At 64.6% G+C, this 26,687-nt stretch carries 31 protein-coding genes and 1 pseudogene; 25 read left to right on the forward strand and 7 right to left on the reverse strand.

The genetic code is table 11. The features are described from left to right. From ASD76_RS07515 to ASD76_RS07545, 7 genes are read left to right on the forward strand one after another with little or no spacing between them, the layout of a single operon-like run. Complete coding sequence (locus ASD76_RS07515) at positions 1-801, forward strand: VOC family protein (RefSeq protein WP_055920644.1); 801 nt, start codon at positions 1-3, stop codon at positions 799-801. 2 nt (positions 802-803) lie between these two features. Continuing rightward, positions 804-1,301 carry a VOC family protein gene (locus ASD76_RS07520; RefSeq protein WP_055923052.1) on the forward strand — a complete coding sequence of 166 codons (498 nt, stop codon included), beginning with the start codon at positions 804-806 and terminating at the stop codon, positions 1,299-1,301. Then, positions 1,279-1,971: a dihydrofolate reductase family protein gene (locus ASD76_RS07525; protein WP_235506557.1), complete on the forward strand. Its 693-nt coding sequence runs from the start codon at positions 1,279-1,281 to the stop codon at positions 1,969-1,971. Before ASD76_RS07520 ends, ASD76_RS07525 begins: the two co-directional genes overlap by 23 nt. Further along, positions 1,971-2,621 (forward strand): glutathione S-transferase family protein, encoded by a 651-nt coding sequence (locus tag ASD76_RS07530; RefSeq protein WP_235506664.1) that lies wholly within the window; start codon positions 1,971-1,973, stop codon positions 2,619-2,621. The genes ASD76_RS07525 and ASD76_RS07530 overlap by 1 nt, the downstream gene beginning before the upstream one ends. A gap of 21 nt (positions 2,622-2,642) precedes the next feature. Then, positions 2,643-3,092: an SRPBCC domain-containing protein gene (locus ASD76_RS07535; protein ID WP_055920649.1), complete on the forward strand. Its 450-nt coding sequence runs from the start codon at positions 2,643-2,645 to the stop codon at positions 3,090-3,092. 56 nt (positions 3,093-3,148) lie between these two features. After that, complete coding sequence (locus ASD76_RS07540; protein WP_055920654.1) at positions 3,149-3,787, forward strand: glutathione S-transferase family protein; 639 nt, start codon at positions 3,149-3,151, stop codon at positions 3,785-3,787. 2 nt (positions 3,788-3,789) lie between these two features. Continuing rightward, entirely contained in the window at positions 3,790-4,524 is a 735-nt protein-coding gene (locus tag ASD76_RS07545) for a DUF899 family protein (protein WP_200943051.1), read from the forward strand. Between the two features lie 106 nt (positions 4,525-4,630). Here ASD76_RS07545 and ASD76_RS07550 read toward each other — a convergent pair whose 3' ends face one another. After that, a complete protein-coding gene (locus ASD76_RS07550; protein ID WP_055920658.1) occupies positions 4,631-5,209 on the reverse strand; it encodes a J domain-containing protein in 579 nt (192 codons plus the stop codon). A 52-nt stretch (positions 5,210-5,261) separates the two neighbouring features. Between ASD76_RS07550 and ASD76_RS07555 the strand changes: the two genes are divergently transcribed. The 5 genes from ASD76_RS07555 to ASD76_RS07575 all read left to right on the forward strand — a co-directional run bounded on the left by ASD76_RS07555 (position 5,262) and on the right by ASD76_RS07575 (position 8,954). After that, entirely contained in the window at positions 5,262-5,540 is a 279-nt protein-coding gene (locus tag ASD76_RS07555; RefSeq protein ID WP_200943052.1) for a BolA family protein, read from the forward strand. A 6-nt stretch (positions 5,541-5,546) separates the two neighbouring features. Continuing rightward, the gene (locus tag ASD76_RS07560) at positions 5,547-6,254 is read left to right on the forward strand and encodes a glutathione S-transferase (protein WP_055920660.1); all 708 of its coding nucleotides are present in this window, start codon (positions 5,547-5,549) and stop codon (positions 6,252-6,254) included. After that, positions 6,251-7,135 carry a pirin family protein gene (locus tag ASD76_RS07565; RefSeq protein WP_055920663.1) on the forward strand — a complete coding sequence of 295 codons (885 nt, stop codon included), beginning with the start codon at positions 6,251-6,253 and terminating at the stop codon, positions 7,133-7,135. The genes ASD76_RS07560 and ASD76_RS07565 overlap by 4 nt, the downstream gene beginning before the upstream one ends. A gap of 71 nt (positions 7,136-7,206) precedes the next feature. Next, entirely contained in the window at positions 7,207-8,388 is a 1,182-nt protein-coding gene (locus ASD76_RS07570; RefSeq protein ID WP_235506666.1) for a low temperature requirement protein A, read from the forward strand. Between the two features lie 89 nt (positions 8,389-8,477). After that, positions 8,478-8,954 (forward strand): YybH family protein, encoded by a 477-nt coding sequence (locus ASD76_RS07575; RefSeq protein WP_055920669.1) that lies wholly within the window; start codon positions 8,478-8,480, stop codon positions 8,952-8,954. Between the two features lie 157 nt (positions 8,955-9,111). On the opposite strand, the gene ASD76_RS07580 is transcribed toward ASD76_RS07575, so the two are convergent. Continuing rightward, positions 9,112-10,173 (reverse strand): DUF2332 domain-containing protein, encoded by a 1,062-nt coding sequence (locus ASD76_RS07580; RefSeq protein ID WP_055920672.1) that lies wholly within the window; start codon positions 10,171-10,173, stop codon positions 9,112-9,114. Between the two features lie 40 nt (positions 10,174-10,213). Here ASD76_RS07580 and hisG point away from each other — a divergent pair, with 40 nt between their 5' ends. The 9 genes and pseudogenes from hisG to ASD76_RS17880 all read left to right on the forward strand — a co-directional run bounded on the left by hisG (position 10,214) and on the right by ASD76_RS17880 (position 16,270). Further along, positions 10,214-10,870 (forward strand): ATP phosphoribosyltransferase, encoded by a 657-nt coding sequence (hisG, locus tag ASD76_RS07585; protein WP_055920675.1) that lies wholly within the window; start codon positions 10,214-10,216, stop codon positions 10,868-10,870. After that, a complete protein-coding gene (hisD, locus tag ASD76_RS07590) occupies positions 10,870-12,159 on the forward strand; it encodes a histidinol dehydrogenase (protein ID WP_055920678.1) in 1,290 nt (429 codons plus the stop codon). The genes hisG and hisD overlap by 1 nt, the downstream gene beginning before the upstream one ends. After that, positions 12,156-12,605, forward strand: coding sequence for a transcription antitermination factor NusB (nusB, locus tag ASD76_RS07595; protein WP_055920680.1), 450 nt, complete (start codon positions 12,156-12,158; stop codon positions 12,603-12,605). The genes hisD and nusB overlap by 4 nt, the downstream gene beginning before the upstream one ends. Then, complete coding sequence (thiL, locus tag ASD76_RS07600) at positions 12,602-13,474, forward strand: thiamine-phosphate kinase (RefSeq protein ID WP_055920682.1); 873 nt, start codon at positions 12,602-12,604, stop codon at positions 13,472-13,474. Before nusB ends, thiL begins: the two co-directional genes overlap by 4 nt. A 113-nt stretch (positions 13,475-13,587) precedes the next feature. After that, positions 13,588-13,986 (forward strand): hypothetical protein, encoded by a 399-nt coding sequence (locus tag ASD76_RS07605; protein ID WP_055920683.1) that lies wholly within the window; start codon positions 13,588-13,590, stop codon positions 13,984-13,986. A 145-nt stretch (positions 13,987-14,131) separates the two neighbouring features. Further along, positions 14,132-14,575 (forward strand): hypothetical protein, encoded by a 444-nt coding sequence (locus ASD76_RS07610; protein ID WP_156457581.1) that lies wholly within the window; start codon positions 14,132-14,134, stop codon positions 14,573-14,575. Between the two features lie 616 nt (positions 14,576-15,191). Continuing rightward, positions 15,192-15,698: a DoxX family protein gene (locus ASD76_RS07615; RefSeq protein WP_200943053.1), complete on the forward strand. Its 507-nt coding sequence runs from the start codon at positions 15,192-15,194 to the stop codon at positions 15,696-15,698. Beyond that, positions 15,695-15,850, forward strand: a complete 156-nt coding sequence (locus ASD76_RS18185; protein WP_156457582.1) for a hypothetical protein — start codon at positions 15,695-15,697, stop codon at positions 15,848-15,850. Before ASD76_RS07615 ends, ASD76_RS18185 begins: the two co-directional genes overlap by 4 nt. Then, positions 15,826-16,270 (forward strand): annotated as a pseudogene (locus tag ASD76_RS17880) (DUF1080 domain-containing protein). Before ASD76_RS18185 ends, ASD76_RS17880 begins: the two are co-directional and overlap by 25 nt. Before the next feature lie 18 nt (positions 16,271-16,288). Here the strand turns inward: ASD76_RS17880 and ASD76_RS07625 are convergent. Beyond that, positions 16,289-16,483, reverse strand: coding sequence for a hypothetical protein (locus ASD76_RS07625; RefSeq protein ID WP_235506559.1), 195 nt, complete (start codon positions 16,481-16,483; stop codon positions 16,289-16,291). 2 nt (positions 16,484-16,485) lie between these two features. Then, entirely contained in the window at positions 16,486-17,469 is a 984-nt protein-coding gene (locus tag ASD76_RS07630; RefSeq protein ID WP_235506561.1) for a fatty acid desaturase, read from the reverse strand. Positions 17,470-17,751: 282 nt separating this feature from the next. On the opposite strand from ASD76_RS07630, the gene ASD76_RS07635 reads away from it, so the two are divergent. From ASD76_RS07635 to ASD76_RS07650, 4 genes are all read left to right on the forward strand, one after another. Next, positions 17,752-19,872 carry a sodium-translocating pyrophosphatase gene (locus ASD76_RS07635; RefSeq protein WP_055920698.1) on the forward strand — a complete coding sequence of 707 codons (2,121 nt, stop codon included), beginning with the start codon at positions 17,752-17,754 and terminating at the stop codon, positions 19,870-19,872. 149 nt (positions 19,873-20,021) lie between these two features. Continuing rightward, positions 20,022-21,209 carry a GNAT family N-acetyltransferase gene (locus tag ASD76_RS07640; RefSeq protein ID WP_235506563.1) on the forward strand — a complete coding sequence of 396 codons (1,188 nt, stop codon included), beginning with the start codon at positions 20,022-20,024 and terminating at the stop codon, positions 21,207-21,209. Next, positions 21,206-22,090, forward strand: a complete 885-nt coding sequence (locus ASD76_RS07645) for a cupin-like domain-containing protein (RefSeq protein WP_055920701.1) — start codon at positions 21,206-21,208, stop codon at positions 22,088-22,090. The genes ASD76_RS07640 and ASD76_RS07645 overlap by 4 nt, the downstream gene beginning before the upstream one ends. A 32-nt stretch (positions 22,091-22,122) precedes the next feature. After that, positions 22,123-23,022 carry an acyl-CoA thioesterase gene (locus ASD76_RS07650; RefSeq protein ID WP_055923062.1) on the forward strand — a complete coding sequence of 300 codons (900 nt, stop codon included), beginning with the start codon at positions 22,123-22,125 and terminating at the stop codon, positions 23,020-23,022. A gap of 1 nt (position 23,023) precedes the next feature. Here the strand turns inward: ASD76_RS07650 and ASD76_RS07655 are convergent, their stop codons facing one another. The 3 genes from ASD76_RS07655 to ASD76_RS07665 all read right to left on the reverse strand — a co-directional run bounded on the left by ASD76_RS07655 (position 23,024) and on the right by ASD76_RS07665 (position 26,674). Beyond that, the gene (locus ASD76_RS07655) at positions 23,024-23,839 is read right to left on the reverse strand and encodes a universal stress protein (RefSeq protein WP_055920704.1); all 816 of its coding nucleotides are present in this window, start codon (positions 23,837-23,839) and stop codon (positions 23,024-23,026) included. A 113-nt stretch (positions 23,840-23,952) separates the two neighbouring features. Next, a complete protein-coding gene (locus ASD76_RS07660) occupies positions 23,953-25,023 on the reverse strand; it encodes an AI-2E family transporter (protein ID WP_055920707.1) in 1,071 nt (356 codons plus the stop codon). Positions 25,024-25,072: 49 nt separating this feature from the next. Continuing rightward, positions 25,073-26,674, reverse strand: coding sequence for a DUF6351 family protein (locus ASD76_RS07665; protein WP_055920710.1), 1,602 nt, complete (start codon positions 26,672-26,674; stop codon positions 25,073-25,075). Positions 26,675-26,687: the final 13 nt, after the last annotated feature.

The raw sequence follows: 26,687 nt of genomic DNA on the forward strand, positions 1-26,687 counted from the left end.
ATGGCAAGCACGCAAGGCGGTCCCATCTGGTACGAGCTGATGACGCCCGATCCGGGCGGCGTCGCGCCTTTCTATCGCGAGGTGCTCGGCTGGGAGATCCCGGCCGAGGGTCATCCCATGCCCAATGGCTCCGAGTACCGCGAGATCCGGCGCGGCAGCGGCGGCTATGCCGGCGGTGTCCTGTCGCTCAATTCTGGGATGTCGGATAGCGGAATGCAGCCGCACTGGGTGCCTTACTTCCACACCAAGGACGTCGATGCCGCGGTCGCCAAGACGCAGGCGCTCGGCGGTGCGGTCCATATGCCCGCCACCACCATGGATGGCGTCGGCCGCATGGCGATGGTCACAGACGCCCAAGGTGCCTCGTTCTACCTGATGGATCCGGTGCCGCCTCCCGGTGACCCGAATGCCCAGAGCGACGCGTTCGACCCGCAGAAGCCGGGCCACTGTCGCTGGAACGAGCTCAACACGACCGACGCCGCTGCCGCCAGCGAGTTCTACCCTGCCCTGCTCGGCTGGACGCTGGGAATGGCCATGCCGATGGGTCCATTGGGCGACTATCAGTTCGTCGAGGTCGACGGCGTGGCGATTGGCGCGATCAATCCGGACCTTGGCGGCGAGAGGCCGCACTGGCTGCCGATCTTCGGCGTCAAGGAAGTCGAAGCCGCGAAAGCCGCGGTCGAGGCCACAGGCGGCACAGTGACCCAGGACTTGCAGGAAATTCCGGGCGGCGAATTCGCCTTCACCGCCACCGATCCCAGCGGCGCGGCCCTTGGCTTCGTCGGTCCGAAAGGAGCATGATCATGAGCAGCAACAAAGCAGTGGTCTGTCTTTGGTACGAGAGCGATGCGGCATCGGCCGCGAGCTTCTACGCCGAGACCTTTCCCAACAGCTCAGTCGGCAAGGTGCATGCCTCGCCCAACGACAATCCCTCCGCCAAGGAAGGGGAACCGCTGACGGTCGATTTCACCGTGCTCGGCATCCCCTGCCTCGGCCTCAACGGCGGACCGCACTTCAAGCAGAGCGAGGCGTTCTCATTCCAGGTCCTGACCGAGGACCAGGAGGAGACCGACCGCTACTGGAACGCCATCGTCGGCAACGGCGGGCAAGAGAGCATGTGCGGCTGGTGCAAGGACAAGTGGGGCGTCTCGTGGCAGATCACCCCGCGCTTCCTCTCCGAGGCCGCGACCGACTCCGATAAGGGCCGGGCCAAGCGGGTCTTCGAAGCGATGATGCAGATGAAGAAGATCGACATCGCCACCCTCAAGGCGGCGGCCGATGCCGCTCCGGCCGAAGCCTGACGCCATGCCGCGCAAGATCGTCGGCGCCGCCTTCATCTCGCTCGACGGGGTCATCCAGGCCCCGGGTGGGCCGGGGGAGGATGACCAGGGAGACTTTCCCTACGGCGGCTGGCTGGAGCCTGTGGCCGACGAGGCGGTCGGGGAGCAGATCGATGGCCTGTTCGACGGGCCGTTCGACCTGCTGCTGGGGCGCCGGACTTACGACATCTTCGCCAGCTACTGGCCGTTCCAGCCGATGGATGGCCCGATCGCGGCGCTGTTCGCCAAGGTTGAGAAGTTCGTCCTGACCCGCTCGGACGCGCCGCTCGAATGGGTAGGCAGCCATCGCCTGGCGGATATCGACGCGCTGGCTGCGCTCAAGCAGCAGGACGGGCCCGACCTGGTGATCCAGGGAAGCTCGACGCTCTATCCGCAGCTATTCCAGCGTGGGCTGATCGACAAACTGGTGCTGATGCTGGCCCCAGTCGCTGTTGGCCAAGGGAAGCGGCTGTTCGGGGAAGGCACGCCGGCTGGCACTTTCAAACTTGTCGAACAGCGGGTGGGCTCCAAAGGGAACGTGGTGTTGACCTATGAACCCGCCGGCAAACTCGAGACAGGAACGTTCGCGACACAAGAGGTGAGCGAGCGAGAACTCGAACGCCGCGAGAAGGTGAAGGCGGGGACCTGGTGATGCTCGAACTCTATGGCCACCTGTTCTCCTCCTACACCTGGAAGGCGCTGATCCCGCTCTATGCGAACGGGACCGAGTTCGAGTTCAAGGAGGTGAGCCCGGATCACCCGCGCAATGCGGCATTCGTCCGGCGCGCCCACCCGGACGGCAAGTTTCCGGTCCTGAAGGACCGCGACACGGTGATCTTCGAGGCGACTGCGATCATCGAATATCTCGCCATCCACCATCCCGGTCCGGCCCCGCTGATCCCGCAAAACCCGCGGAATGCGGTCATGGCGCGCATGCTTGACCGGCTGTTTGACAACTACGTGATGAACTCCATGCAGCAGGTGGTGTTCGCCTATCTCGCGAACCCGGAGAACCCCGACCAGGCCCTGCTCGACAAGGGTAAGCAGGATCTGTTGCACACTTATCGCTGGATCGAGGACTGGCTGACCACGAACACGCTCCCGCCGCACGTTTCGCTGGTCACTTGCGCCGCGGCACCCTCGCTGTTCTACGCCGACTGGGTCGAACGGATACCCGAGGATTGCCCGCGCCTCGCCGCGCTGCGGGCCGAACTGCTGGCCTTGCCCCCGGTGGTGCGCTGCGTCGACGACGCCCGGCCCTATCGCGCCTTCTTCCCGCTCGGCGCGCCCGACCGCGACTGACACTTCACGAGAGGATCATTCATGAGCGACCCCAAGGAACTGAGCATCACCCGTTACATCGAGGCCGCGCCCGAGAAGGTGTGGGACGTCATGTCCAACCGGATCGAGGAATGGTGGTGCCCCAGGCCATGGCGCGCCGAGTTCGCCAATCTCGATCGACGCCCCGGCGGGACCTCGAACTGCACGATGTACGGCCCCGAAGGGGAGGTGCATCCGCATGACGGCATGGTGCTCGCCTGGGACGAAGGTAAGCGCTTCGCTTTCACCGACGCCATCGTCGGCGACCTTGAGCCCGCCGGGCCGTTCATGGTCGGCATCTGGTCGATCGAGCCCGAGGGCAGCGGCACTCGCTACACCGCCAAGGCAAGGCATTGGACCGAAGAGGATTCCAAGCGCCACGCCGACATGGGTTTTGAGCCCGGCTGGGGCGCCTGCGCCGATCAGCTCAAAGAATTGTGCGAGGGGGGTTGAAACGGGGATTGTTCTCCTTATGTTCCGATCCGTCCCTAGCCGATCTGGAGGTTGCGATGGCCGAATATACGTTCTTCTTCAATCCGATGAGCCGGGCACAGATCGCGCGCTGGGCGCTGCATGAGGCGAATGCGGACTATGAGCCGGTACTTGTCGATTGGGACAACAAACCGCAGGCGCTGCTCAAGGCCAATCCGATGGGCAAGCTGCCCACGATCATCCACCACCACAACGGTCACGACCATGCGGTGAGCGAGGCGGCCGCGGTGTGTCACTACCTCGCCGAAATGTCCGCGCCCGACCTCTTGCCGCGCCAGGAGGAGAAGGCCGACTACTTCCGCTGGCTGTTCTTCGCCGCCGGGCCGGTCGAGCAATCGGTTACCGCCAAGTCCATGGGCTGGGAGGAAGGCGACAGGCAGCGCATGGTCGGCTTCGGCAGCTACGATCTGACGATGGACGCGCTCGACGGCTGGCTCTCGACGCACGACTACGTCTGCGGCAACCGCTTCACGATGGCCGATGTCTATGTCGGCAGCCAGGTCATGTGGGGTCTGCGCTTCGGCTCGATGCCCGATCGCGCAAGCTTCAAGGCCTACTGGGACCGCTGTAGCCAGCGGCCGGCGTACCAGGAAGGCTCGGCGATCGACATGGCGCTGATCGTCGAAATGCAAGGTGCCACCAAGACGGAGGCGTGACGATGACCGCCAATTTTCCCCGCATGACGTTCCCCAACGAGAGCTCGGCCTACCGCGAGGCTCGCAACGCGCTGCTCGACGCCGAAATTGCGCTGCGGCGGCAGACGGAAACGGTGGCCGAGATGCGCCGTGGCTTGCCGCCGGGTGGCGAAGTGCCGGAGGACTTCGAGTTCGAACGGATCGGCGCGAACCATCGCCCGGAGAAGGTGCGCCTCTCGCAACTGTTCGGGGAGTTCCCCTCGATCATGCTCTACAGCTTCATGTTCGGGCCCGAGCGCGACACTCCCTGCCCCGGCTGCACCCATTTGCTCGACGGGATCGACGGTTCGGCCGAGCACGTGGCGCAGCGAGCGCCGTTCTACGTGGTGTCGCGGTCTCCGATCGCCCGGCTTGAAGCCCTGGCTCATGAGCGTGGCTGGGACCATCTCGCGATGCTCTCGACCGCCGGCAACAGCTATAGCGATCACTACTACGGCAACACTTCCGCCCTCACCCCCGCCATGCGCGAACACCGCGGGTTCAAGAACGGCGAGAACTGGGACGAGCCTATGCTCAACGTGTTCCGCAAGGATGGCGACAGGGTCAGCCACTTCTGGGGCAGCGAATTGGTCTTCGCCCCCGACGAACCGGGCCAGAACCACCGCGCGATGGATTTTGCCGATCCCGTCTGGGGCTTACTCGACACTATCCCGGAGGGACGCGGCGAGACGTTCTTCCCGAAGCTCAGCTACGCGTAGCTAAGCGCTACCCCACCCCTGCCCGTTCGTCCTGAGCTTGTCGAAGGACGCCAACGCAGCGCTGCCGTGGTTCGACAGGCTCACCACGAACGGAAACGAGGTGTACTTAGGTGAAGGCAGCCGACTTGCGCAGCAGCTGATAAGCCTCGACCACCCGCTGCAACCGCGCCTCCTGGCTCCGATCCCCTCCGTTGCGGTCGGGGTGAAAGCGGCGCACGAGCGCGGAGTAGCGCTTGCGCAGCGAATGGAGATCGGTGTCCGGCCCCAGGCCCATGGCCGAAAGCGCCTCGGCCTCTTTCGCGGTGAAGCGCGCCATGGCCTGCCGCCCCGCGGCACGCTTGCGGATATCGGCCGCGCGCGCCCCGATCGCATCGAGCGGATCGTCGAAGTCGGCCCAACGCGGCACCGTGCCCGCGCCCGGCTTGAACGCCCGTGTCTCCCGCTCCCAGCCGGCTATCGGCGATTGCGCCGCCATGATCTCATCGGCAGACATGCCCTCGAACCAATCATACCCGGCGTTGAATTCGCGCACGTGCTGGAGGCAGAACCAGCGCCAATCTCCCGGTCCGTCGAAGCCAGGCGTGCGCGTCCCCGGCGCGCGGAACTCGCCTGCTTCCTGGCAATCGGGAGCGTCGCAGCCCTTGCCTTCGTTTTCGTATCGTCCATGAAATTTCTCGGGGCGCATTCGGTCATTAGTGGTGATAGGGGACGCGAATGAAAAGCCCCGGATTGAACCGATGAGCGGACCTCTCGCACGCGAGATCGAAATTCTCCTTCAGGAGGCCTTCCTGCCGACGCGCCTCGACGTCATCAACGACAGCGCCCGCCACCACGGCCACGCCGGCGACGACGGCAGCGGCGAATCGCACTTCACCGTGGTGATCGAAAGCGCCGCCTTCGTGGGCAAGAGCCGCGTCGATCGCCAGCGCCTGGTCAACCGCGCGCTGGGCGACATTCCCGGGAACCGGGTGCATGCGCTCGCCATTCGAGCTTTCGCCCCCAACGAAGCGGACTAGACCGGCATGAGCTACGACCTGTGGTACTGGCCGAACATCCAGGGCCGCGGGGAGTTTGTGCGGTTGGCGCTCGAAGGCGCAGGCATCCCTTACAGGGACCGGGCGCGCGAGGATGGTGCCGAAGCGCTGATGCAGGACATCGCGGCACGCGGCGGTTTGGGTCCGTTCGCCCCGCCCTATCTGGTCGACGGCGACTTCGCGATCGCCCAAGTCGCGCATATACTGGCATGGTTGACCGACCGGCACGGCCTTGGAGCCGGCAACCTCGAAACCGACCTTCAGCTAATCCAGCTCCAGCTGACGGTGACCGACCTGGTCGCCGAAACGCACAACGTTCATCACCCGGTCGGCGCCGATAAATACTACCACGAGCAGAAGGCCGAGGCGCTCACGGCGGCCGCTTCGTTCCGCGCCTATCGAATGCCGAAGTACCTCGGCCATTTCGAAGCGGCACTAGAGGTCAACGAGGGACCGTTCGTGCTCGGCGCGAAGTGGAGCCCCATCGACACCTCGCTGTTCCAGCTGGTCGAAGGCCTGAGCTACGCCTTTCCCCGCCGCATGGCCGCGCTGAAGCCCCGCTACCCTCGCCTCCACGCCCTGCACGATGCGGTGGCGCAGATCGACGGCATTGCCGCCTACCTGTCATCCGACCGCCGTATCCCCTTCAACGAGGACGGCATTTTCCGTCACTATCCGGAGCTCGACGCAGAATGAGCATTCTACAGACCGTCATCCCCGTCACCCACGACCTCGGCGGCTTCCAGGTCCGCCGCGCGGTGCCGAGCCCGAATTGCCGCATGGTCGGGCCGTTCGTGTTCGTCGACCAGTTCGGCCCGGCCAGGCTCAAGGCCGGCGAAGGCATGGACGTGCGCCCGCATCCGCATATCAACCTCTCCACGGTGACCTGGCTGTTCGAAGGCGCGATCGACCACCGCGACAGCCTGGGCAGCTACTCCACCATCCGCCCCGGCACGGTGAACCTGATGACCGCCGGCAGCGGCATCGTCCATTCGGAACGCAGCCCGCAAAGCGAGCGCGACGCCGGCCCCTCGATGTACGGCATGCAGACCTGGCTCGCCCTCCCCGACGGCAAGGAAGAGATCGCCCCGGCGTTCGAAGCCGTGAGCGAACTCCCGCTGATCGAGGACACCTGCATCAAGGCCCGAGTGATCATGGGCTCGCTGTGGGGCAAACGCGCGCAGACGACCTGCTATGCCGACACGATCTACGCCGAGATCGACCTCGGCCCCGCCGGCGCGATTCCGATCGATGCCGAGGCCGACGAACGCGCAGTCATGTTGGTCGGCGGTGAGGCGAGCATCGACGGGTATCCGCTCGAACTCTACGCCCTCACCGTGCTCAAGCCGGGCGAGCCGATGACGCTCAGCTCGGCTCACGGCGGCAAAATTATGCTGCTCGGCGGCGAGGCCTTCAAGACCCACCGCTACGTCTACTGGAACTTCGTCAGCTCCAGCCGCGACCGGATCGAGCAGGCAAAAGAGGACTGGACCTCAGGCCGCTTCCCGCTGGTGCCAGGCGACGATCACGAATTCATCCCCTTGCCTGAAAAGCCGAAGACGGTCAGCTATCCCTGAGGCGGCCAACAGGGGAGGCTACTATCAGCGAGGGTCACGGCGTTCGGGAGTCGAGCAGGCATAGGACGCTTCTGCGCGACCAGAGCGGCCACGCGCCGGTCAGCTATCTCGAACTTTTCTTCGATCTCGTCTTCGTCTTCGCGCTGACGCAGATCTCGCACCTCATCCTCGAAACGATGAGCTGGCAGGGGTTGGCCGAAGCCGCGGTCGCTTTCTCCGCCGTCTGGCTGGCATGGATCTACACCACCTGGGCCGCCAACTGGGCCGAACCCGACCGGCTGCCGGTGCGGATCATGCTGATCTGCGTAATGCTGGCGAGCCTGATCATGGCCGTCGTCCTGCCCCACGCGTTCGAGGACGGCGGGCTGGTCTTCGCATTGAGCTATGTCGCCATCCAGGTCGGCCGCACGCTGTTCATGGTCTATGTCATGCACCGTTCGGAGGGCGGCAACACCCGCAACATGCTCCGCATTGCGATCTGGTTCATGACCTCGGCCGTGATCTGGATCGCGGGGGCCTTGCTGGCCGAAGGCTGGGACCGCCTCTGGTGGTGGCTCGCCGCGTTGGCGATCGAATATGCCGGCCCCTTCGCCCTCTTCCGCGTGCCGTTCCTCGGCCGCTCGACTCTCGAGGACTGGAGCATCTCCGGCCACCACCTGGCCGAACGCTGCGCGCTGTTCATCATAATCGCGCTCGGCGAAGGGATAGTCGTGACCGGCGGCACGTTCGCGGAGCAGGAGTTCACCGCGACCAACCTCACGGCGTTCCTGATCGCATTCTCCGGCTCGGTGCTGATGTGGTGGATCTACTTCGACACCGGCGCCCGCCGTGGCTCGGACCTGATCGAGCATCATTCGCAGCCCGGACGCGTCGCGCGTGACGCCTACACCTACCTGCACATGCCCATCGTCATCGGCATGATCGGCGGAGCGGTGGCCGACGAGATGCTGCTGGCCCATCCCGATCACCACGCCAGCCGAGCGCTGGTCGCCTTCACGTGTGGCGGTCTGTCGCTCTACCTGTTGGGGGTCGGCCAGTTCAAAAAGGGCTCCAGCCTTCACCTGAGGTTTCCCTTGTCGCATCTCGCCGGTCTCAGCCTGTTCGGATGGCTGGCCATCTATGCATGGCTGGTCCACGTGCCCGCGCTTTTGTTCGGAAGCCTGGGAGTGGCGGTGCTGCTGCTGGTCGCGGTGTGGGAGTGGTTCTCGCTGCACGGCGGCTGGCAAGAGCGCCTCGGACGCTGGGGGAATTAATCGCAAGGCCTCGTTTGCGCTCGATCAAAGCGGGCTAGCCAATTCCCTGCCACCTCAAGAGCAGAACACTGCCCTGGTGGAGGATGACAATGCGAGCCGCTTTCCTGACCCTTGCCCCGATCGCGCTGCTGGGAGCGTGCGGTTCGTCTGCCGATACGGCTTCGGTGCTCGAAACTGTGCGCGCAACCGAGGAAGCCCAATTCCAGGCGATTGCCGCCAAGGACTTGCGCGGCGCCACCCGCAATTACGAAGACCAGGCGATCCTTGTCGCCCACGGCCGCGCGCCTACCGTCGGGGCAGCGGCGATCGGGACTTCCTACGAGAGCCTGCTGGCCGATCCCAACCTCAAGATCGAAATCACGCCGGGCAAGGCCTGGGCAGCTTCGAGCGGCGACCTGGTGGTCACCACCCACACGGCGCGTGTGACGACCACTGACCCCGCGACCGGCAAACCGGCTACATCCGCGACTACCAACCAGACGGTGTGGCGCAGGGACGCGGGCGATCCGTGGAAGATCGCCGCCGACTACCAGATGCCGGTTACAGAAGCTGACGAGGCGGCCTGACGCTAGGTCCTCCTCGGAACGGGGAGGGGGACCGCCGACGAAGTCGGGGGTGGAGGGGCACGCGCGAGTATTCCTGACTTTGCGGTGTTGAGTAGATCGAGGGTGCCCCTCCACCATCCTTCGGATGGTTCCCCTCCCCGTCCCGGGGAGGACTACGTCAGCCCAACCATTCCACCCAGGCCCCGTGGGGATGGGCTTCGGCGAGCATCACTGCGTCCTCACCGCCGGGCCAATACCGCACCGTCAACTCATGGCGGAAAGTCACACGGTTGGTCTCCAGCCTGACCCAGGCGAGCGGCTTTTCGGCGCTCGCCCGCGCCCCCGCCTGCTCCATCGCGACGGAGATCGCATAGCGTGCCGCTTGCGGCAGGTACTGCCACATCACCGAATGGTAGAGCACCCGCGTCACGCCCTCCTGCTGAGGCGCGGCTAGCCGCTCGAGCACGAACTCTTCGGCATCCTTACGCTCTAGCAGCGGCGGCTTTTCGGCGGCGAGCCGAGTGGCGGCTTCGATCCGGCCCATCCGCTCGGTCGCGTCGGGCCAGACGTAGGCCTTGAGCCGCAAAGCCTCCGCCGGATCCGACAAATCGACTGGCGCGACATCGCAACCGCGGATGGAGATGATCTGCACCTCGCCCTGTGGCGCCGGCGGCCCGCGCCATTCGGGCACGATGCGCATCGGCGAGCCCTCGGGACCGGTCTCCGTTCCGCCAAGGTCATAACGATAACGCTCGATCATCGTGTTGACGCCCGCACTGGCGCCGATCTCGTTGAGCTCGAACTTCGGCCCCAACCGCTGCGACAGCCACAGCAACCCACCCATGATACTGGCAGAACGGCCCGCCTCGTTGGTCTGCGGCGGACTGTCGAGCCACGGCACAAGCTTGGCGTCCCACTCCACCGCCACCGCCGCGACCAGTTCATCCACCAGGGCCTGGACAGTGATCTCTCCGGCATAGACCGGTGCCAGCCGTCGGTCCGCACCTGACAGGCTCAGCCAATGCAGGCCCCCCGCTACCCGCAGCGGCATCGCATCCTCCAAGCTCAGGCCCGGCCAGTTGTTCATCCGCCGAGCAAGCTCGGTCGGCGTATCGAGAATGGCCAGCTCGCCGCGGATCACACGGGCTGTATGAGTGGCGCCGGCCTTGGCCGCATGGTCCGCCTGCCAGGCGATCGCCTCGCGCACGTCCGTAATGCCCATGACCCCCGTGACTGCCATCGCCGTTGCCCTTTCCTGCCTCTTTGCCTAGGGCCGCGCCATGACCACTGCCCTCACCTTCGCCGTGCCTAAAGGACGGATCCTCGACGAGGCGTTGCCGGTGATGGCGCGCGCCGGCGTCGTGCCGGAAAGCGCCTTCAACGACAAGGGCAACCGCGCACTCAGTTTCGCGACCGAAGATGGCGCCATGCGGATCATCCGCGTGCGCGCATTCGATGTCGCCACGTTCGTGGCCTTTGGCGCCGCGCATGCCGGGATCGTGGGCTCGGACGTGATCGAAGAGTTCAACTATTCAGAGCTTTACGCGCCCGTCGATCTCGACATCGGCCACTGCCGCCTGTCGGTGGCTGAGCCGAAGGATGCGAGCGTCTACAGCCCTGGCAACGCCAGCCACCTGCGCGTCGCGACGAAGTACCCGAACCTGACCAGCCGCTGGTTCGAGCGGCAGGGCATCCAGGCCGAGTGCGTCAAGCTCAACGGCGCGATGGAGCTGGCACCTTCCCTCGGACTTTCGCTGCGGATCGTGGACTTGGTGTCGAGCGGTCGCACCCTGGCCGACAACGGCCTGGTCGAAACCGACGTGATCATGCCCGTCTCCGCCCGGCTGATCGTCAATCGCGCCGCGCTCAAGACCGATCCGCGCGTGGCGCAGCTCGTCGAGCGCTTCCGCGCCCTCTCTGAAAGCGAAGCCGCCTGATGCAACGCCTGCTGACCAGCGACCCGCAGTTCGAGCGCAAGTTCGCCCGCCTGGTCGACGACCGGCGCGAGACCGAAAGCGACGTTTCGAGCGTGGTATCGGACATCCTCGACAAAGTCCGCCAGCGCGGTGACGAGGCCGTAGCCGAATACACCGCCCGCTTCGATCGCCACACGCTCGGCGCCGACGACGACTGGCGCATCGGACCCGAAGCTTGCAAGGCGGCCTACGACGCGCTCGAACCCAAGCTCCGCGATGCGCTCGAGCTCGCGGCAGAACGCATCCGCGCCTATCACGTCGACCAGCTTCCGCGTGATCGCGACTTCACCGACGACGCGGGCGTTCGCCTCGGAGCGAAGTGGCGCGCGGTCGACGCTGCGGGCCTCTACGTTCCAGGCGGACGCGCGGCCTACCCGTCCTCGCTGCTGATGAACGCGATCCCGGCCAAGGTCGCGGGCGTGGAGCGTATCGTCGTCGCCACCCCGACCCCGCGGGGCGAGAGCAACCCGCTGGTCCTCGCCGCAGCCCACCTCGTGGGCGTGGACGAAGTTTGGCGCATCGGCGGCGCGCAGGCGATCGGCGCACTCGCCTATGGCACCAAGCGCATCAAGCCGATCGATGTCATCACCGGACCGGGAAACGACTACGTGGCCGAGGCCAAGCGCCAGCTGTTCGGCGTAGTTGGCATAGACATGGTCGCCGGGCCGAGCGAGATCCTGGTGATCGCCGACGGAAGCAACGATCCCGACTGGATCGCCGCCGACTTGTTGAGCCAGGCCGAACACGACCCGTCCTCGCAATCGATCCTGATCACCGACGATGCCAAGTTCGCCGACCAGGTGGCCGACCGTGTCGACGTACAGTGCTCAATGCTCGCCACCGAAGACTGTGCCCGCCAGAGCTGGGACGACAACGGCGTGCTGCTGATCGTGAACGACCTTTCCGAGGCCCCCGCCCTCGCTAACCGCCTGGCCGCCGAACACGTCGAGCTGGCGGTCGACGATCCCGAGGCGTTGTTCGCCGAGCTGCGCCACGCCGGCAGTGTGTTCCTCGGTCGCTACACGCCCGAGGCCGTCGGCGATTATGTCGCCGGCCCGAACCACGTGTTGCCGACCGGCCGCCGCGCGCGCTTTGCCAGTGGGCTTTCGGTGCTCGATTTCATGAAGCGCACCAGCTTCATTTCGATGGACGCCGAGGCGCTCGCCAAAATCGGTCCGGCCGCGATCGCGCTGGCCGAGATGGAAGGCCTTCCCGCCCACGCCAAGTCCGTACAGTTGAGGTTGAAATGAACACCCCCGCCCGCTCCAAGGCCCGCTCGGCCGCCCGGCTTGCCGCCGTCCAGGCGCTGTACCAGCGGCAGATGGAGAACACCCCGCTTGCCCGGCTGCTCGACGAATTCCACCAGCACCGCCTAGGTGCCGAGATCGAGGAAGAGCAGTACATCCAGGCCGAAGTCGAGTTCTTCGACGACCTGGTGAGCGGCGCCATTGCCCGCGAGGAAGAGATCGACACGCTGATTGGCAGCAAACTGGCCGAAGGCTGGTCGGTCCAGCGGCTCGACAAGACCATGCTGCAGATCCTGCGCGTCGGCGCCTACGAACTGCTCGCGCGGGCTGACATCCCAACCGGCGCGGCAATCAGCGAGTACGTCGACGTGGCTCACGCCTTCTTCGACGCGCGCGAGGCCAAGTTCGTCAATGGCGTGCTCGACGCGGTGGCAAAGGTCGCCCGTTGAGCGGCGAGTCCGCTTTCATCGACACACTCCGGGCCCTCGCCCACGATCCCGCCGCACGCAGCTTGCTCGACGATACGGCGGTGCTGCAAGTCGGAACGGAAACGCTGGTCCTGACGCACGACATGATGGTCGAGGGGCGGCACTTCCTCCCCTCGCAATCGCAGGCGGACGTGGCGTGGAAGCTGGTGGCGACCAACCTGTCCGATCTCGCGGCGAAAGGCGCGCAGCCCTTGGGTGTGCTGCTCGGCTATATGCTCGCGCCTAATCAGGCCGATTTTGCCGAGGGCCTCAGCGAAGCGTTGGAACATTTTGGCGTACCGCTGCTGGGGGGTGACACCGTGTCCGGCGGACCTCCGCAGGCACTCGGCCTCACGGCCATCGGCCGGGCGACGCACTCGCCAGTGCCCTCAAGAAGCGGCGCGAAAGTTGGCGACGGGCTCTGGCTAACCGGTCACGTCGGCGCCGCCATGCTCGGTTTCGAGGCGCTGCGGGATGCGACGGGAGAGGACAGCACCGCCTACCGCCGCCCCCTGGCCCGGCTCGCAGAGGGTGAAGCCCTCGCACCACTGGTAACGGCGATGATGGACGTATCCGACGGCCTACTGCTCGACGCCTGGCGCCTGGCCGAGGCGAGCCAGGTCTCGCTTGCCATCGACAGCCGAGCGGTTCCGATTGCCGCCCCCGAAGCCCGCCGTTTGGATGCGCTGCGCTGGGGCGACGATTACGAGCTGTTGTTCACGCTTCCTGACGGCGTCGAGCCGCCTGTGCCGGCGTCGCGTATCGGCGCCATCGAGCCACGAGGGTTCGTGCCGCTGTTCCTCGACGGAGAACCGATCGCCAACCGCGAGGGGCTGGGCTGGGAGCACTGAGCAGCCGAATTGACCGGAACGTCCGCATTGGACGGAAGGCGGACGTAGGGATGAGCTTGCCAATCGACTGACGGCGGAGCAGTTATCCAGGACAGTTCAGCCGGAGGTTCGGCATGAAAATAGCGCAGGCCATGGCCGCCCTTCTATTCACGAGCAGCCTCGCAGTTCACGCCCAGGCGCCAAATGCTCCGGTGCAGACCAATGAGATAGTCGTCCAGATACAGCGCTTGAGCGCGACAGGCCTGCGCGACACTACCTTGGTCATGGAACGTCGCGACTATCGGATCGAGATCGAAATGCGTGCGGACGGCACGTTCCGCAGCTCCTTGAACGGCCTATTCTCGGACCGAGGCAAGTGGCGCGTCGATGGCGAGCGGGTGTGCTTCGATGGAATTTACCGAGAGAGCTATTGCTCCTCAAACCTCGTTGGTAAGCGACCAGGCGATGCTTGGGACGGCGTATCGGGCCTGGATGGACTGCGATACAAAGTGCGTCTGGTTGCCGGGACTTAGTTCCGGGGCGGACGCATGGCGCTTCTGGGAGCGCAGTTGTTGAGGCTGTCGATCTGCTCGGGTCTTCCGAGCGCAGGCCTTGCGGGTTTGCCCCGATGATTTGAACTGAGGGGCGACCGTAGTGTCGGGTGCAAGGAGTTGCGCCATGCCCGATAGACACGCGCCTAAGACCTGCCCTAACGGGCCTAAGTTCGGCAAAGCTGCCGCTTTAGGCGCTGTCCTTGGCCTCACGATGTTGTTGGGCGGTTGCGGGGAAACCGAGCCTGACACCGTGAAGGCCGCGCTAGTCATCTCGGGTGGGCCGATCCTCACCATGGAAGGCGACACTCCCAGCTATGCCGAGGCCGTGCTCGTTCGCGATGGCAAGATTGCCTTCGTGGGCAGTGAGGCTGAGGCGAAGCGCCAAGCCGGCTCCGGAGCTGAGCTAAAGGATCTGGCCGGCAAGGTCATGCTGCCCGGCTTCATCGATCCGCACAGCCACTTCATGGATTCGTTGACGATGTCGGACCGGGTCAATGTTTCGGCCCCGCCGGTTGGTCCGGCCTCGACCCCGGATGAGATTGTCGCGGTGCTCAGGAACCCGCTTTGAGCCAGGGAAAATCAACCCGAACTTCCCAAAGTTGGCGTTGGAGACCTTAAGACCGTAGTGCTCGGTGTGCCATGCAATCGTTGTTAGAAAGTGCCAGGTTAAGTGGCGCGCCTCTACCGGTTGAAGCGTTACGCAATTGGCTTCGAACTCCACCCGACTTATTGGTTCGTCTCGCAGACGATCTGCCTCCTTATCGCGTATCGAGAAGAATAACGGCAGGTCGAACAAAAAAAGAGCGAAACGCCGTTGCGGCGAAAGTTCCTGCCAACGTGGGGCGTCTTTAAAGCGAAGGTACTTTTCGTGCAGCGGCAGGCGATTAATGATAATTGATGCACCGATGGCCAAAAAACTCATCAAACTCATTAGGGCCCACGCGCCGCCGCCGGAACCCAGGAGAATTGTTCGACCAAGCGCGAACAATCCGGTTGCGATTGCTAACATACGCAGGGTAGAAAAAATGATCTGATAAAGCGACATAGGAAGTGGCCTAGCAAACGCTCCGCCATCGGACGATCCCTGTCGAGCGACGACGAGACGCGACGCGGCGTCCGCAATGGCTCGTTTGCCGACAGTCCGCTTTCGCCCCGCCGCAGCTACTCGCTGATTAGGCATCTCGATGAATGTCGGTTACGCTCGGCACGGCTCGACCGGAAGGGCGGCCGGGGGAGATGACGAGATGGGGCGGACTGTGACCTCGGGAGGCCTGGCGGCCTTGCTCCTGCGGCTCCTGTTGGGGTCGCTGTTCATCTCCCACCTCTATTGGAAGCTGATCATTCTACCTAACGGCGTGGCCGGTTGGTGGAGCACGCTTAGCGCCAATGGCTATCCCGATTTCGTGATGGCCTACGTCCTTTCGGCGGAGGTCTTCGGCGCGCTGTTGCTTATACCGGGCGTACTCACCCGCTACGTCGCGCTTTACGCCATGCCGATGATGCTCGGGGCTGCGCACTTCTGGCTGGAGAGGAAGGGCTTCTATTTCACCCAGGCCGGCGCCGAGCTACCGCTTGTGTGGCTGGCGTTGCTTGGCCTGCAAGTCGTCGCAGGTGACGGCAGCCATGCCTTGGTCGCTTCACCGCCTCTGCGCCGCCTGCTCGGGCGCCACGAGGCGGGGCAGGCTGCATGACTGGGCGCCTCGCGCTCTCGGCCTTCGTAGCCGCCTTCGCTGCCGTGTCCGTGTCCGCCCAAGCGGGCTTCACGGCCTTGTTCGATGGCTCGACGCTGGACGGCTGGGCTCCGGTGGGCGGCGCTGAATGGTCTTGCAAGAAGACCTGGTGACCGCCGAGAGGGGAACGATCGGCTTCCTGGTTTCGGACAAAGCCTACCGCGACTTCGAGCTGCGCATCGAATTTTGGGTCAGCCCCGATGCCAATTCGGGCGTGTTCATCCGATGCGCGAGCCGCACCGAGATTTCGGCAGCGACCTGTTACGAGGTCAACATCTTCGATACTCGGGCCCGATCCGACCTACGGCACTGGCGCGATCGTAAACCTCGCCGCGGTCTCGCCGATGCCCAAGGCTGGGGGGCGCTGGAACACCATGGTGATCGTGGCACGAGGCGACACGTTCAGCGTCACCTTGAATGGCGTGAAGACGGTCGATGCCGTGCGGGGCAGCGCGCATGCTGAAGGCCCGTTCGCGCTGCAATATGGCGCCGGGAAGGTCAAATTCAGAACGGTCGAGATCCAGCCCCTGTAAGTGGGCAAAGTGTGGACGCTAGATCCACCGCCCTCGCAGCACCGCGTAAAGTCCCCACGGCGCGCCAATGAGCAGCCCGAAGAAGATCCTGCTTAGCCCGAACGGCGCCTCGACATCCCAGTAGGCCATCGACTGCGCAATCAGCGGAGCGATGAAGCCGATGCCGAAGATGAACGGCATCCAGCGGAACAGCTGCTTTACGGCGTTTTCCATCGTCATAGCTTGGTGATGTCCACACCGCGCTGATCGAGGATCGGCTTGAGCGCGAAATAGGCAGCGCGGGTGCGGTGATTGGGGATGTTGGGGTAGAGGTGGTGTACGATGTGCGTTTCCATGCACATCGACATCACGTGGCCGAGGCGGCTCTTGAACACGTGGGTGTTCTCGTAGCGCCCGGTCTTGCCGGCGCGCGGGTGGTGCGGCGCCCAGCTCAGGTAGAAGCGGATGTAGCTGAGGCCGATATGCCGCGGCAGCCACCAGACCAGCGCGGCCTCCATCGCATAGCCGCTCCAGGCCATGGTGAAGAGCACGGCCATGAACACCAGCTGGAGGACCATGGTCTCCTTGAGCGAGCGCGCGGCCTCAGGCGTGCCCATCTCGTTGAGGATGCGCTTATAGGCGTGGATCGAGCCGTCGACGCCGGGCTGCCGATTATACCAGGTCTTGTACCAGGCCATCAGCGCATTGGGCGCCTCGTCGGTATAGTCCGGGTCCTTGAGCGGGTCGTTGCAGTGGTAGTGATGTTCCAGGTGCATCAACCGCGCCATCGAGAACGGGAACACGATCGGGATCGTCGAGACTTGTCCGACCCACTCGTTGACCCAGCGGTTCTTGCTACCCTTCTGGGCGATGTTCGAATGCATCGCCTCGTGACTGGTGACGTAGCCACCGGTGGCCAGCACGCACGAGATCACGAAGGCGATCGGCAGCGGCACGATGTCGAACATGGTCAGCGGGAACAGACTGACCCACAGCGCGAACCCGCCCCAGGCGGCTACCGCGTACGGCCACATCGCCCCGCCCATGAACTCACGAGCAATCTCGATTTCCTGCTTGCGCAGGTCGCGCCGGGTATGGCGGTCGAGCCCGTCGGGGCCAGTCAGCGGAATCGCGGAACGGTCGGTGTCCGGTGCGAGTGCCTCTACACCCGTACCGTCGCGCGCAAGAAGATACTCGTCCCCGATCGGCCCGTCCGTCACCTGTCGCAACCCCATTGCCAGCGGCCGGACGCCGCCTCTGAAATCGCAGTTAACTTCGCATAAACCAAGCAAACCCGCAAGAAACAGGGAAATGGCGTCGCATTTCCGGACAGTTGGATTCTTTGGCAGTTCGGCCGATCACCCTGCCGAATTGGTCCACGGGATGCTGCTGTTTAGGGGTTGCGCGCCCTTCCGGGCCGCTTTAGCCATCAAGCTTCGCGCGGACCCGGCGCATGATCGGGCCGCGCTTCCTTTTTGGAAGAGGGGAGGGATGGTCTCGTCATGGACCTGACACTGATTGCCATTGGCTTAGGACTGCTCGCAGTCATCTACGGTTTCATCACCAGTCGCCAAGTGCTCGGATCTGATCCGGGCTCTGCCAAGATGCAGGAGATCGCCGCAGCGATCCAGGAAGGCGCACAAGCCTACCTCAAGCGCCAGTACACCACGATCGGTGTGGTCGGCGTCGTGGTTGCTGCTGTCGTACTCTACTTCCTCGGCCCGATCAGCGCCGCGGGCTTCGTGCTCGGTGCGATCTTGTCGGGCGCCGCTGGGTTCATCGGGATGAACATCTCGGTCCGCTCGAACGTGCGCACGGCCGCCGCGGCGCAGAAGGGACTGCAGGAAGGCCTCACCCTCGCGTTCCGCGCGGGTGCCATCACCGGCATGCTGGTGGCCGGCCTCGCCCTGCTCGCGATCGCAGTGTTCTACTGGTACCTGACCGGTCCGGGCGGCTACACAGTCGGCGGTGAGGATCGCACGGTAGTTGACGGCCTCGTCGCCCTCGCCTTCGGCGCCTCGCTGATCTCGATCTTCGCGCGTCTCGGCGGCGGCATCTTCACCAAGGCCGCCGACGTTGGCGCCGACCTCGTCGGCAAAGTCGAAGCCGGTATTCCGGAAGACGACCCACGCAACCCGGCGGTGATCGCCGACAACGTAGGCGACAACGTCGGCGACTGCGCCGGCATGGCCGCCGACTTGTTCGAGACTTATGTCGTCACCGTTGGTGCGACGATGGTGCTGACGGCGCTGCTCCTGACCGGAGCGGGCGACCTGCTGCGCAACCTGATGGCGCTCCCGCTGCTGATTGGCGGCGTGTGCATCGTCACCTCGATCATCGGCACGTATTTCGTCCGCCTCGGCAAGTCGAACAACGTCATGGGCGCGATGTACAAGGGCTTCCTGGTCTCGGCCGTGCTGTCGATCCCGGCCATCTGGTTCGCCACCTCCTATGCCCTGGGCGGCATGGAAGCGGTCATTCCAGGCACCGAGTTCAACGGCCGGGCGCTGTTCTACTGCGCTCTCGTCGGCTTGGTCATCACCGGCCTGATCATCTGGATCACCGAGTACTACACCGGCACCAATTTCCGCCCGGTCCGCTCGATCGCCAAGGCTTCGGAAACGGGCCACGGCACCAACGTGATCCAGGGCCTCGCGATCAGCCTCGAAGCGACTGCCCTGCCGACGCTCGTCATCGTCACCGGCATCATCGTCGCCTACCAGATCGCCGGCCTGATTGGCATCGCCTATGGCGCGACCGCGATGCTGGCGCTCGCCGGCATGGTCGTGGCGCTCGACGCCTATGGTCCCGTCACCGACAACGCCGGCGGCATTGCCGAAATGGCCGGCCTCGACGACGCGGTGCGTGAGAAGACCGATTTGCTCGACGCCGTTGGCAACACCACCAAGGCGGTCACCAAGGGTTACGCGATCGGTTCTGCCGGTCTCGCCGCGCTGGTGCTGTTCGCCTGTTACACTACCGACTTGCGCCACTTCTTCCCGGCCCTGTCGGACGGCGTACTGGCGAACGGTGAAGTGAGCTTCAGCCTGGAGAACCCCTACGTCATCGTCGGGCTCCTGCTGGGCGCGCTGCTGCCGTTCCTGTTCGGCTCGATGGGCATGACCGCCGTCGGCCGAGCGGCGGGTGACGTGGTCAAGGACGTGCGCGACCAGTTCGCCAACGATCCGGGCATCATGGCCGGCACTTCGAAGCCGAACTACGCGCGGACGGTGGATCTCGTGACCAAGGCAGCGATCAAGGAAATGATCATTCCGTCGCTGCTGCCGGTGCTTGCTCCGATCGTAGTCTACTTCGCAATCACGGCGATTGCGGGTGAGGCCAACGGTTTCGCTGCCCTTGGCGCCTTGCTCCTGGGCGTGATCGTAGGCGGCCTGTTCGTCGCGATCTCGATGACCGCCGGTGGCGGCGCCTGGGACAACGCCAAGAAGTACATCGAAGACGGCCATCACGGCGGCAAGGGCTCCGAAGCCCACAAGGCCGCGGTGACGGGCGACACGGTCGGCGATCCCTACAAGGACACCGCCGGACCGGCGGTGAACCCGATGATCAAGATCACAAACATCGTGGCGCTCCTGCTGCTTGCGGCGCTCGCAGCCGGCTGATCTTTCGGTCAATTGGTAAACGAAATACCCCACCAGGCCCGGCCTGGTGGGGTTTTCTTTACCCTCTCGCTTAGCCGTTCCTTTGGCCCGCAAGGGTAATCGGATCGAGACGGTAACCGGGCCGTCGGCGATGAAGGTTAACCTCGCGCGTGGGCAGCAATGCAGTCCTCTATCTCGAACCGACCCGGGAGGTTCGGCCGATTGAACCGGAGTCTTCCACTCCCGCGGCCCCGCGTCTGCGCATCGTGGAGCGCGACTGGCGAAGCTTCGAGTGCCCCGCCGAACTGGCAAGCTGGAACGCCCTTTCGCTGAGGGCGAGCGAACCCAACCCTTTCCTCGAAAGCTGGTGCCTTCTCCCGGCTCTCCGGGCGCTGGACAGCTGCGGCGACGTGGAATTGCTGTGCCTGGAAGCCGACGGTCAACTGGCAGGGCTGCTCCCTGTCCGTCGCGAAGCGAGCTACTACGGGCACCCGGTTCCCCACTGGCGCAACTGGCTTCATCCCAATGCCTTCCTCGGCACGCCGTTAATCGCACGCGGGCTGGAGAAGGCGTTCTGGCTCGAATTGCTCGCCTGGATGGACAAGAACGCCGGCGGCGCCCTGTTCCTTCATCTCGAGCGCCAAGCGGGGGAAGGCCCGGTTGGTGGAGCCCTGCTCCAAGTCCTCGAGCACATGTCCCGCCACGCCGCGACAGTCATGCAGGAAGAGCGGGCGATGCTCCGCTCGGAACTGGAGCCCGACGCCTATCTGGAGCGGGCCCTTTCAGGAAAGAAGCGCAAGGAATTGCGCCGCCAGCACCGCCGCCTTGGCGAAGAAGGCGATCTATCTTCCGAATGCCTGCGCGATACCGCGGGCCTCGATGATTGGATCGAGGCGTTCCTCCAGCTGGAACGCGCGGGCTGGAAAGGCGAGGCTGGATCAGCCCTCGCCTGCGATAATGCTACCGAGGCGTTTTTCCGCGACACTCTGATTGGCGCGGCGCGGCATGGGCGGCTTGAACGCCGCGCTCTTCTTCTCGACGGTCAGCCGCTCGCCATGCTTGCCAGCTTCATGTGTCCGCCTGCGGCGTTCGCCTTCAAGACGGCCTTTGACGAACGTTATGCGCGGTTCTCTCCGGGGGCGCTTCTGCAACTCGACAATATCGAGGTTCTCAAGCGTCCCGAGATCGAGTGGTCTGACAGTTGCGCCGCCATGAACCACCCGATGATCGACCAGTTCTGGCGAGAACGGCGTTCCATCGTGAGCCGCAATATCGCCATCGGTGGCGCCGCCCGCCAGTTGTTGTTCCGTCTGATCGCTGCCGTGGAGACCGCATCCGGCAGCAAGGGGTCCAAATGAACGAGTTGCATGATCTGTATCGGGCCGAAGCGAGGCGTTCGGCGGCCGTCTTCCCGCCGCTCTCGCGCGCCAATTTCTCGGCGTCCTATCCAGAGGGGCCGCACAAGCTGCGGCACAGCCTCGAAGGGCATCCGTTGCTCGAACTCGAAGCCCTGGCGCAACTTGGCGAAGCGCTGCCGGCGAGTTCGGTCGAGTACAATCGCGGGGACCTTTCAATCGGTGTCGAAGGCAAGCCGCAAGGCAATGGCCTGACCATCGGCCAGACGATCCGCGGGATCGAACAGACCAACAGCTGGGCGGTGCTCAAGAATATCGAGCAGCACCCCACTTACGCCGCGCTGCTCGCTGAATTGCTTGGCGAACTTGAGACGGAGATCCTCCGCAAGACCGGGCGAATGCTGAAGACACAAGGCTACGTCTTCGTGTCCAGCCCGAACGCCATCACCCCGTATCATTTCGATCCGGAGCACAACATCCTGCTGCAGTTGGTCGGAGAGAAATCGATGACCGTGTTTCGCGCGGGCGACGTGCTGTTCGCTCCAGACGCGGTACATGAGCAATATCACACCGGCGGTGCACGAGAGCTCTCCTGGAATGAGGAATTCGCCTGCCACGGCCTCACCTTCCGCCTTGCTCCAGGCGAAGCGCTGTACGTGCCGGTCATGGCCCCGCATTATGTTCGCAACGGGGGCGTCCCCTCGATCTCACTGTCGATCACCTGGCGTAGCGAATGGAGCTTCGCCGAAGCCGACGCCCGCGCTTTCAACGGGTTGTTGCGTAGCTGGGGGCTGAATCCCGACCCACCGGTACGGTGGCCCGGGCGCAACACGGGGAAAGCAATCGCGTGGCGCATTCTGCGCCGGACCCCCGGCATCCGTTGACTGACGCCACGCCGCCGCGCAAGCGTGGCGGCATGGCGACTGAAAAGATACACGTACCAACGCCCGAACAGTTGGTTGCCGATCTCGTACTGCTACTCAACCTGGAGCCTCGCGGCGCGGACACCTTCGTGGGCCGTAGGCAAGACGGTGGGACCGGGCGCGTGTTCGGCGGCCAGGCGATCGCCCAGGCGCTCGGCGCTGCCCGGCGAACCGTGCCCGAAGATCGTCACACCCATTCGCTTCACGCTTACTTCCTGCGCGGCGGCAGCGACGCCTTGCCGATCGAGTTCCGCGTCAAGCGAGACCTCGATGGGCGGAGCTTCTCCAATCGCCGTGTCGTAGCCAGCCAGCAAGGCGCGCCGATCCTCAACCTGGTCGCCTCGTTCCAGAAACCTCAGCAAGGCCTGACGCACCAGTATGCGGTGATGCCGCAGGTACCTCCGCCCGAAGAGCTCGAGCCCGACGCCGCGATCCGCCAACGGGCCGGAGCCGAAATGCCCGAAGGTCCTCTACGCGACCTCATGCTTCGCGCCCGGCCGATCGACATTCGCTCGGTGGAACCGCGCAACTGGCAATCTCCGGGCAAGCGTGAACCGCGTGCCCACGCTTGGTTCCGGACCATCGCTCCCCTTCCCGACGACCAGCCGATCCACCGCGCGGTACTGGCCTACGCCAGCGACTTCCAGTTGCTCTCCACCGCGATCCAGCCGCATGGGCTCAGCTTCCACAAAGGCGAGATCAAGGCGGCGAGCCTCGACCATGCGATCTGGTTCCACGATGCCTTCCGCGCCGACGAATGGCTGCTCTACGTTACCGAGAGCCCGTGGTCGGGCCTCGCCCGAGGATTTGGCCGAGGACAGATCTTTACCCGCGACGGTCGCCTGGTCGCCAGCGTCGCGCAAGAAGGGATGATCCGGCCCGTCGAAGGCTAGGTCAGTGGGCGAGTAGCAATGGTAGGCCGGGATCGGTCAACAACCGGCGAGTGACCCCGCCGAACAGCATCTGCCGCAGCCGCGAATGCCCATAAGCGCCCATAACGAGATAAGTGGCACCCCGCGCGCGGGCCGCTTCCTCCAAGGTGGCGGCAACACCTTCCGAGTTCTGCGTCAGTTCGACGATCTCGGCCTCTATTCCGTGACGGGCGAGATACTCCACGCCCCGCAGCGGTGGGATGTCATGCTCGGAGTCCGCCTTTTCCTCCGCGACGATTGCGAGCGAGACGCCACTCGCCCGCGCGAGAAACGGGACGGCCGCCTTGAGCGCACGCGAAGACTCTGCCGAATTGTTCCAGGCGACCAGCGCGGGCCCCCCTAGCGACAGGCCCGATTGTTCATTGGGTACTACCAGCAGCGGAGCGCGACCATGGATCGCTAGACCACCGACCAGTGGCGAGGGTCCGCGGCCTCCCAGTTCCGACGGCGCGGCGCTGACAACGACCAAGTCGGCGAGTGCCGCGTAATCGAGTAGGTAGCCCTCTTCTACACCAAACTCTTCCGCCCAGCTCCAGCGGACATCTTCCTTGGCCAAGCGGTCTTCGACCTTGGCGCGAAACTCCAGTGCGGCATCGCGTATCACCGGGATCATCTCGGAAATGACAGTGCCGTAGAGGTCGCCAGGAACGGCCACGTCGAATGACACGACCTGAAGGCAAGTCAGATGGGCGTCGAGCTGTCGCGCAACGTCGAGGGCGACCTGGAAGCGGCTTTCAAACCGATCGTCGCGGCAGGCATGAAGCAGGATCGAGCGCATAGAGTCTCCTTCGCTGTCCGAGACAATGGCAAGCCTGCGCCGCCCGTGCCTTGACGAGGGTCAAGTCCCCAACAGCGAAACAGCGGAAGGCGCGCTGGCGTTCCCGCCCGGATCTATTCGACCTTTGCGGCCTCCTGCTGGCGAAGCTCGGTGAAGGTCCGCCAGACCGAAACAAACAGGGCCGCGATGATCGGGCCGATGATGAAGCCCGAGATGCCGAACAGTTTGAGCCCAGCCAGCGTTGATATCAGGACCACGAAGTCGGGCAGCTTGGTATCTTTTCCGATCAGGATCGGGCGCAACAGATTGTCGACCATGCCGATGATGAAGAACCCGCAGAAGGCGAGCACCCCGCCCTCCCAGAACGATCCGGTCGCGATCAGATAGACCGACACAGGAACCCAGACGATTCCGGTTCCGACCGCTGGCACGAGCGAGAACACGCCCATGAGCAGGCCCCACAACAGCGCTCCTTCGATGCCGAGGGACCAAAAGATCATGCCGCCCAGGAGACCCTGGATCACGGCCACCACGATCGACCCCTTCATCGTGGCGCGAACCACGGTGACGAAGTCCCCCAGCAGCCTGTCGCGCAAATCGGGATCGAGCGGGATCGCGGACTTGATCGTGCTGCCGTACTCGTCGCCGTCGCGCAGCAGGAAGAAGGTCAGATAAAGCATGATGCCAAGCGCGGCGAGGAAGTTGAGCGCGCCCTGACCGAACAGCAGCGCCTGCCCGGCGATGCTCTGCGCGCCGGTGGAGAGAGCGCCCGCCAAGGTGTCGCGGAGCCGATTTGCATCGGTCCAGTTCGGCCCCAGCAGGTCGGACACCCACGCCGGCAATGCCGACCGTAGCTGGGAGAGGACGATAGCTATGTCGAAATGGCCTTCTTCGAGGCCGACGTAGATCTCGGTAGCCTCCTGCACCAGCGAGACCGCCAGCAGGAATGCAGGTATCACGACCAGCCCGATTACGGTCAGGAGCGTGAGCGTGGCGGCCAGGCTTCGACGGCCCGAGAAGGCCACCACAAGCCTGCTGTACATTGGCGTGAACAGGATCGCTGCCACAACGCCCCAGAGAATCGCCCCGAAGTATGGCAGGGTCAGCCAGCCGAACAGCACGGTGACTGCTACCACCAGAAGCAGGAACGTCCCGTTCTCCAGACGGTCACCGCGCAAATTCATCGTTCACCCCCCCTTTTCACCTCTGACGCCCCACAATTCTAAATGTTCATCAGGCCGTCGGCTGCGTGCAGACGTAACTGCTGGCCTTCTTGCTGTCGCCACCCTTGTAGCGTGGATAGGCCGGGTACTGACAGAGTGGCCGCTCTTCATCGGGTGCAGAGCTGCGGCGGGCAACAGGGTTGGAGGGCGCTTTGCCCTCTTCGACCCAGGCAACCACTTCGCTCAGCAGGTCGAAACGGTCGAACGCGTTGCCGCCGCCGCAGTGGGCCATGCCCGGGACCATATAGAAGCGGCTGGCATTGTCCCACGCCTCTGCCCCGTTCGCTTCGCGCGCACGCTGCCAATAGTCCCAGGTGTCGTTGGCGGAGAACCAGGGATCGCTAACGCCGTGGTAGAACAGGATCTTGCTGCCCTTGCCGAGGAAGGTGTTGAGATTGGTCCACACGTTGGTGTCGGTCAGCCGCTGCATCGCGTCGGAGCGAATGGTCCATGCCGCGGCGTCCAGGTCCATCGCGAGATCCCGATTGGCCGGCCCGAGGATGTCGGCCTTGCCGCTAACGATATAGCCCGAGATCGGGCCCGAGGTGTCGACCACACCAGTATCAAATGGCACCGGCACGTAGAGCGGATGGCCTGAGGCGTCCTTTGGTCCGGCAAAGGCCCGCTCGAGCGCACCGACTTGCGCGCCGCTAAGGCAACCGTCCTGTTTGGCGCGCGAGCATTGCAGCTTGGCCGGCTGGAAACGGCACTGCGCCACGTTCATGATCATGCCGTCCTCAAGCCCATCGAGCGCGTCGCACTGGGCGAGCATCCCTTTCAGGATAGTCTGGCGATCGGCGGGGCTGAAGGCCTGCTCAGGTAGCGGCTTGCCCTCTGCGTCTCGGGGAGCGGCCTGGTTGAACTGCACTTTGGCATAGGCCGCGCCGAGGTTCGAGAAGCCGGTCCGCATCGCCGGGGCGCCGACGACAATACCGTCGAACAGTTCGGGATAGCGCTGTGAGGCGAGCATGCTTTCGCGCCCACCTGTCGAACATCCAGCCATGTAACTGTGCGCGATCTCGCGTCCGTAGTGCTGCTGCACGATATCCTTGGCCACCAGGGTCACCGTGCGCACCGAAGCTTCGGCGAAATCGAGCGCCGCGCGCTGATCGACCGAGAAGCTGGCGTCGAATACTGCGCCCTTGTGCCCGCTGTCATGGCTGACCACGGCAAAGCCGCGCGAAAGTGCCGGAACGCCTCCTGCTGCGACATCACCGAGAGCACGACCCACGCTGCCGTTGAGGCCGCCGCCACCCTGAAGCAGAAAGCGGCCGTTCCAGGGCTCGGGCAACGCCAGCTCGAAGCCGATGCCGAACGCCTTGCCCTGCGCGCCGGTACGGCTGTTGATCACACCTTCGACCCGGCAATGGGCGGGCACGCCGGCGTCGGTGAACGAGTTGAAGCCGAACTGAACTCGCGTACCCGGCGCCACGGCGGGAACCGAAGTCGCGGAGGTGATCTCGACTCCTTTGCCGAAGTCGGCACCGACCAGGGCGGAACAAGCGCCTCCTTTATCCCCATCCGCCGACAGCGCGGGACTGGCAGCGACGGCCAGCAACGGAAGTGACAAGGTCAGCGCAAGGCGCGCGCGCCTGATGGTCGGTCGATTCATGTAGATTGCCCCT

It is taken from the genome of Altererythrobacter sp. Root672 (genome assembly GCF_001427865.1).
Classification (GTDB): Bacteria; Pseudomonadota; Alphaproteobacteria; order Sphingomonadales; family Sphingomonadaceae; genus Croceibacterium_A.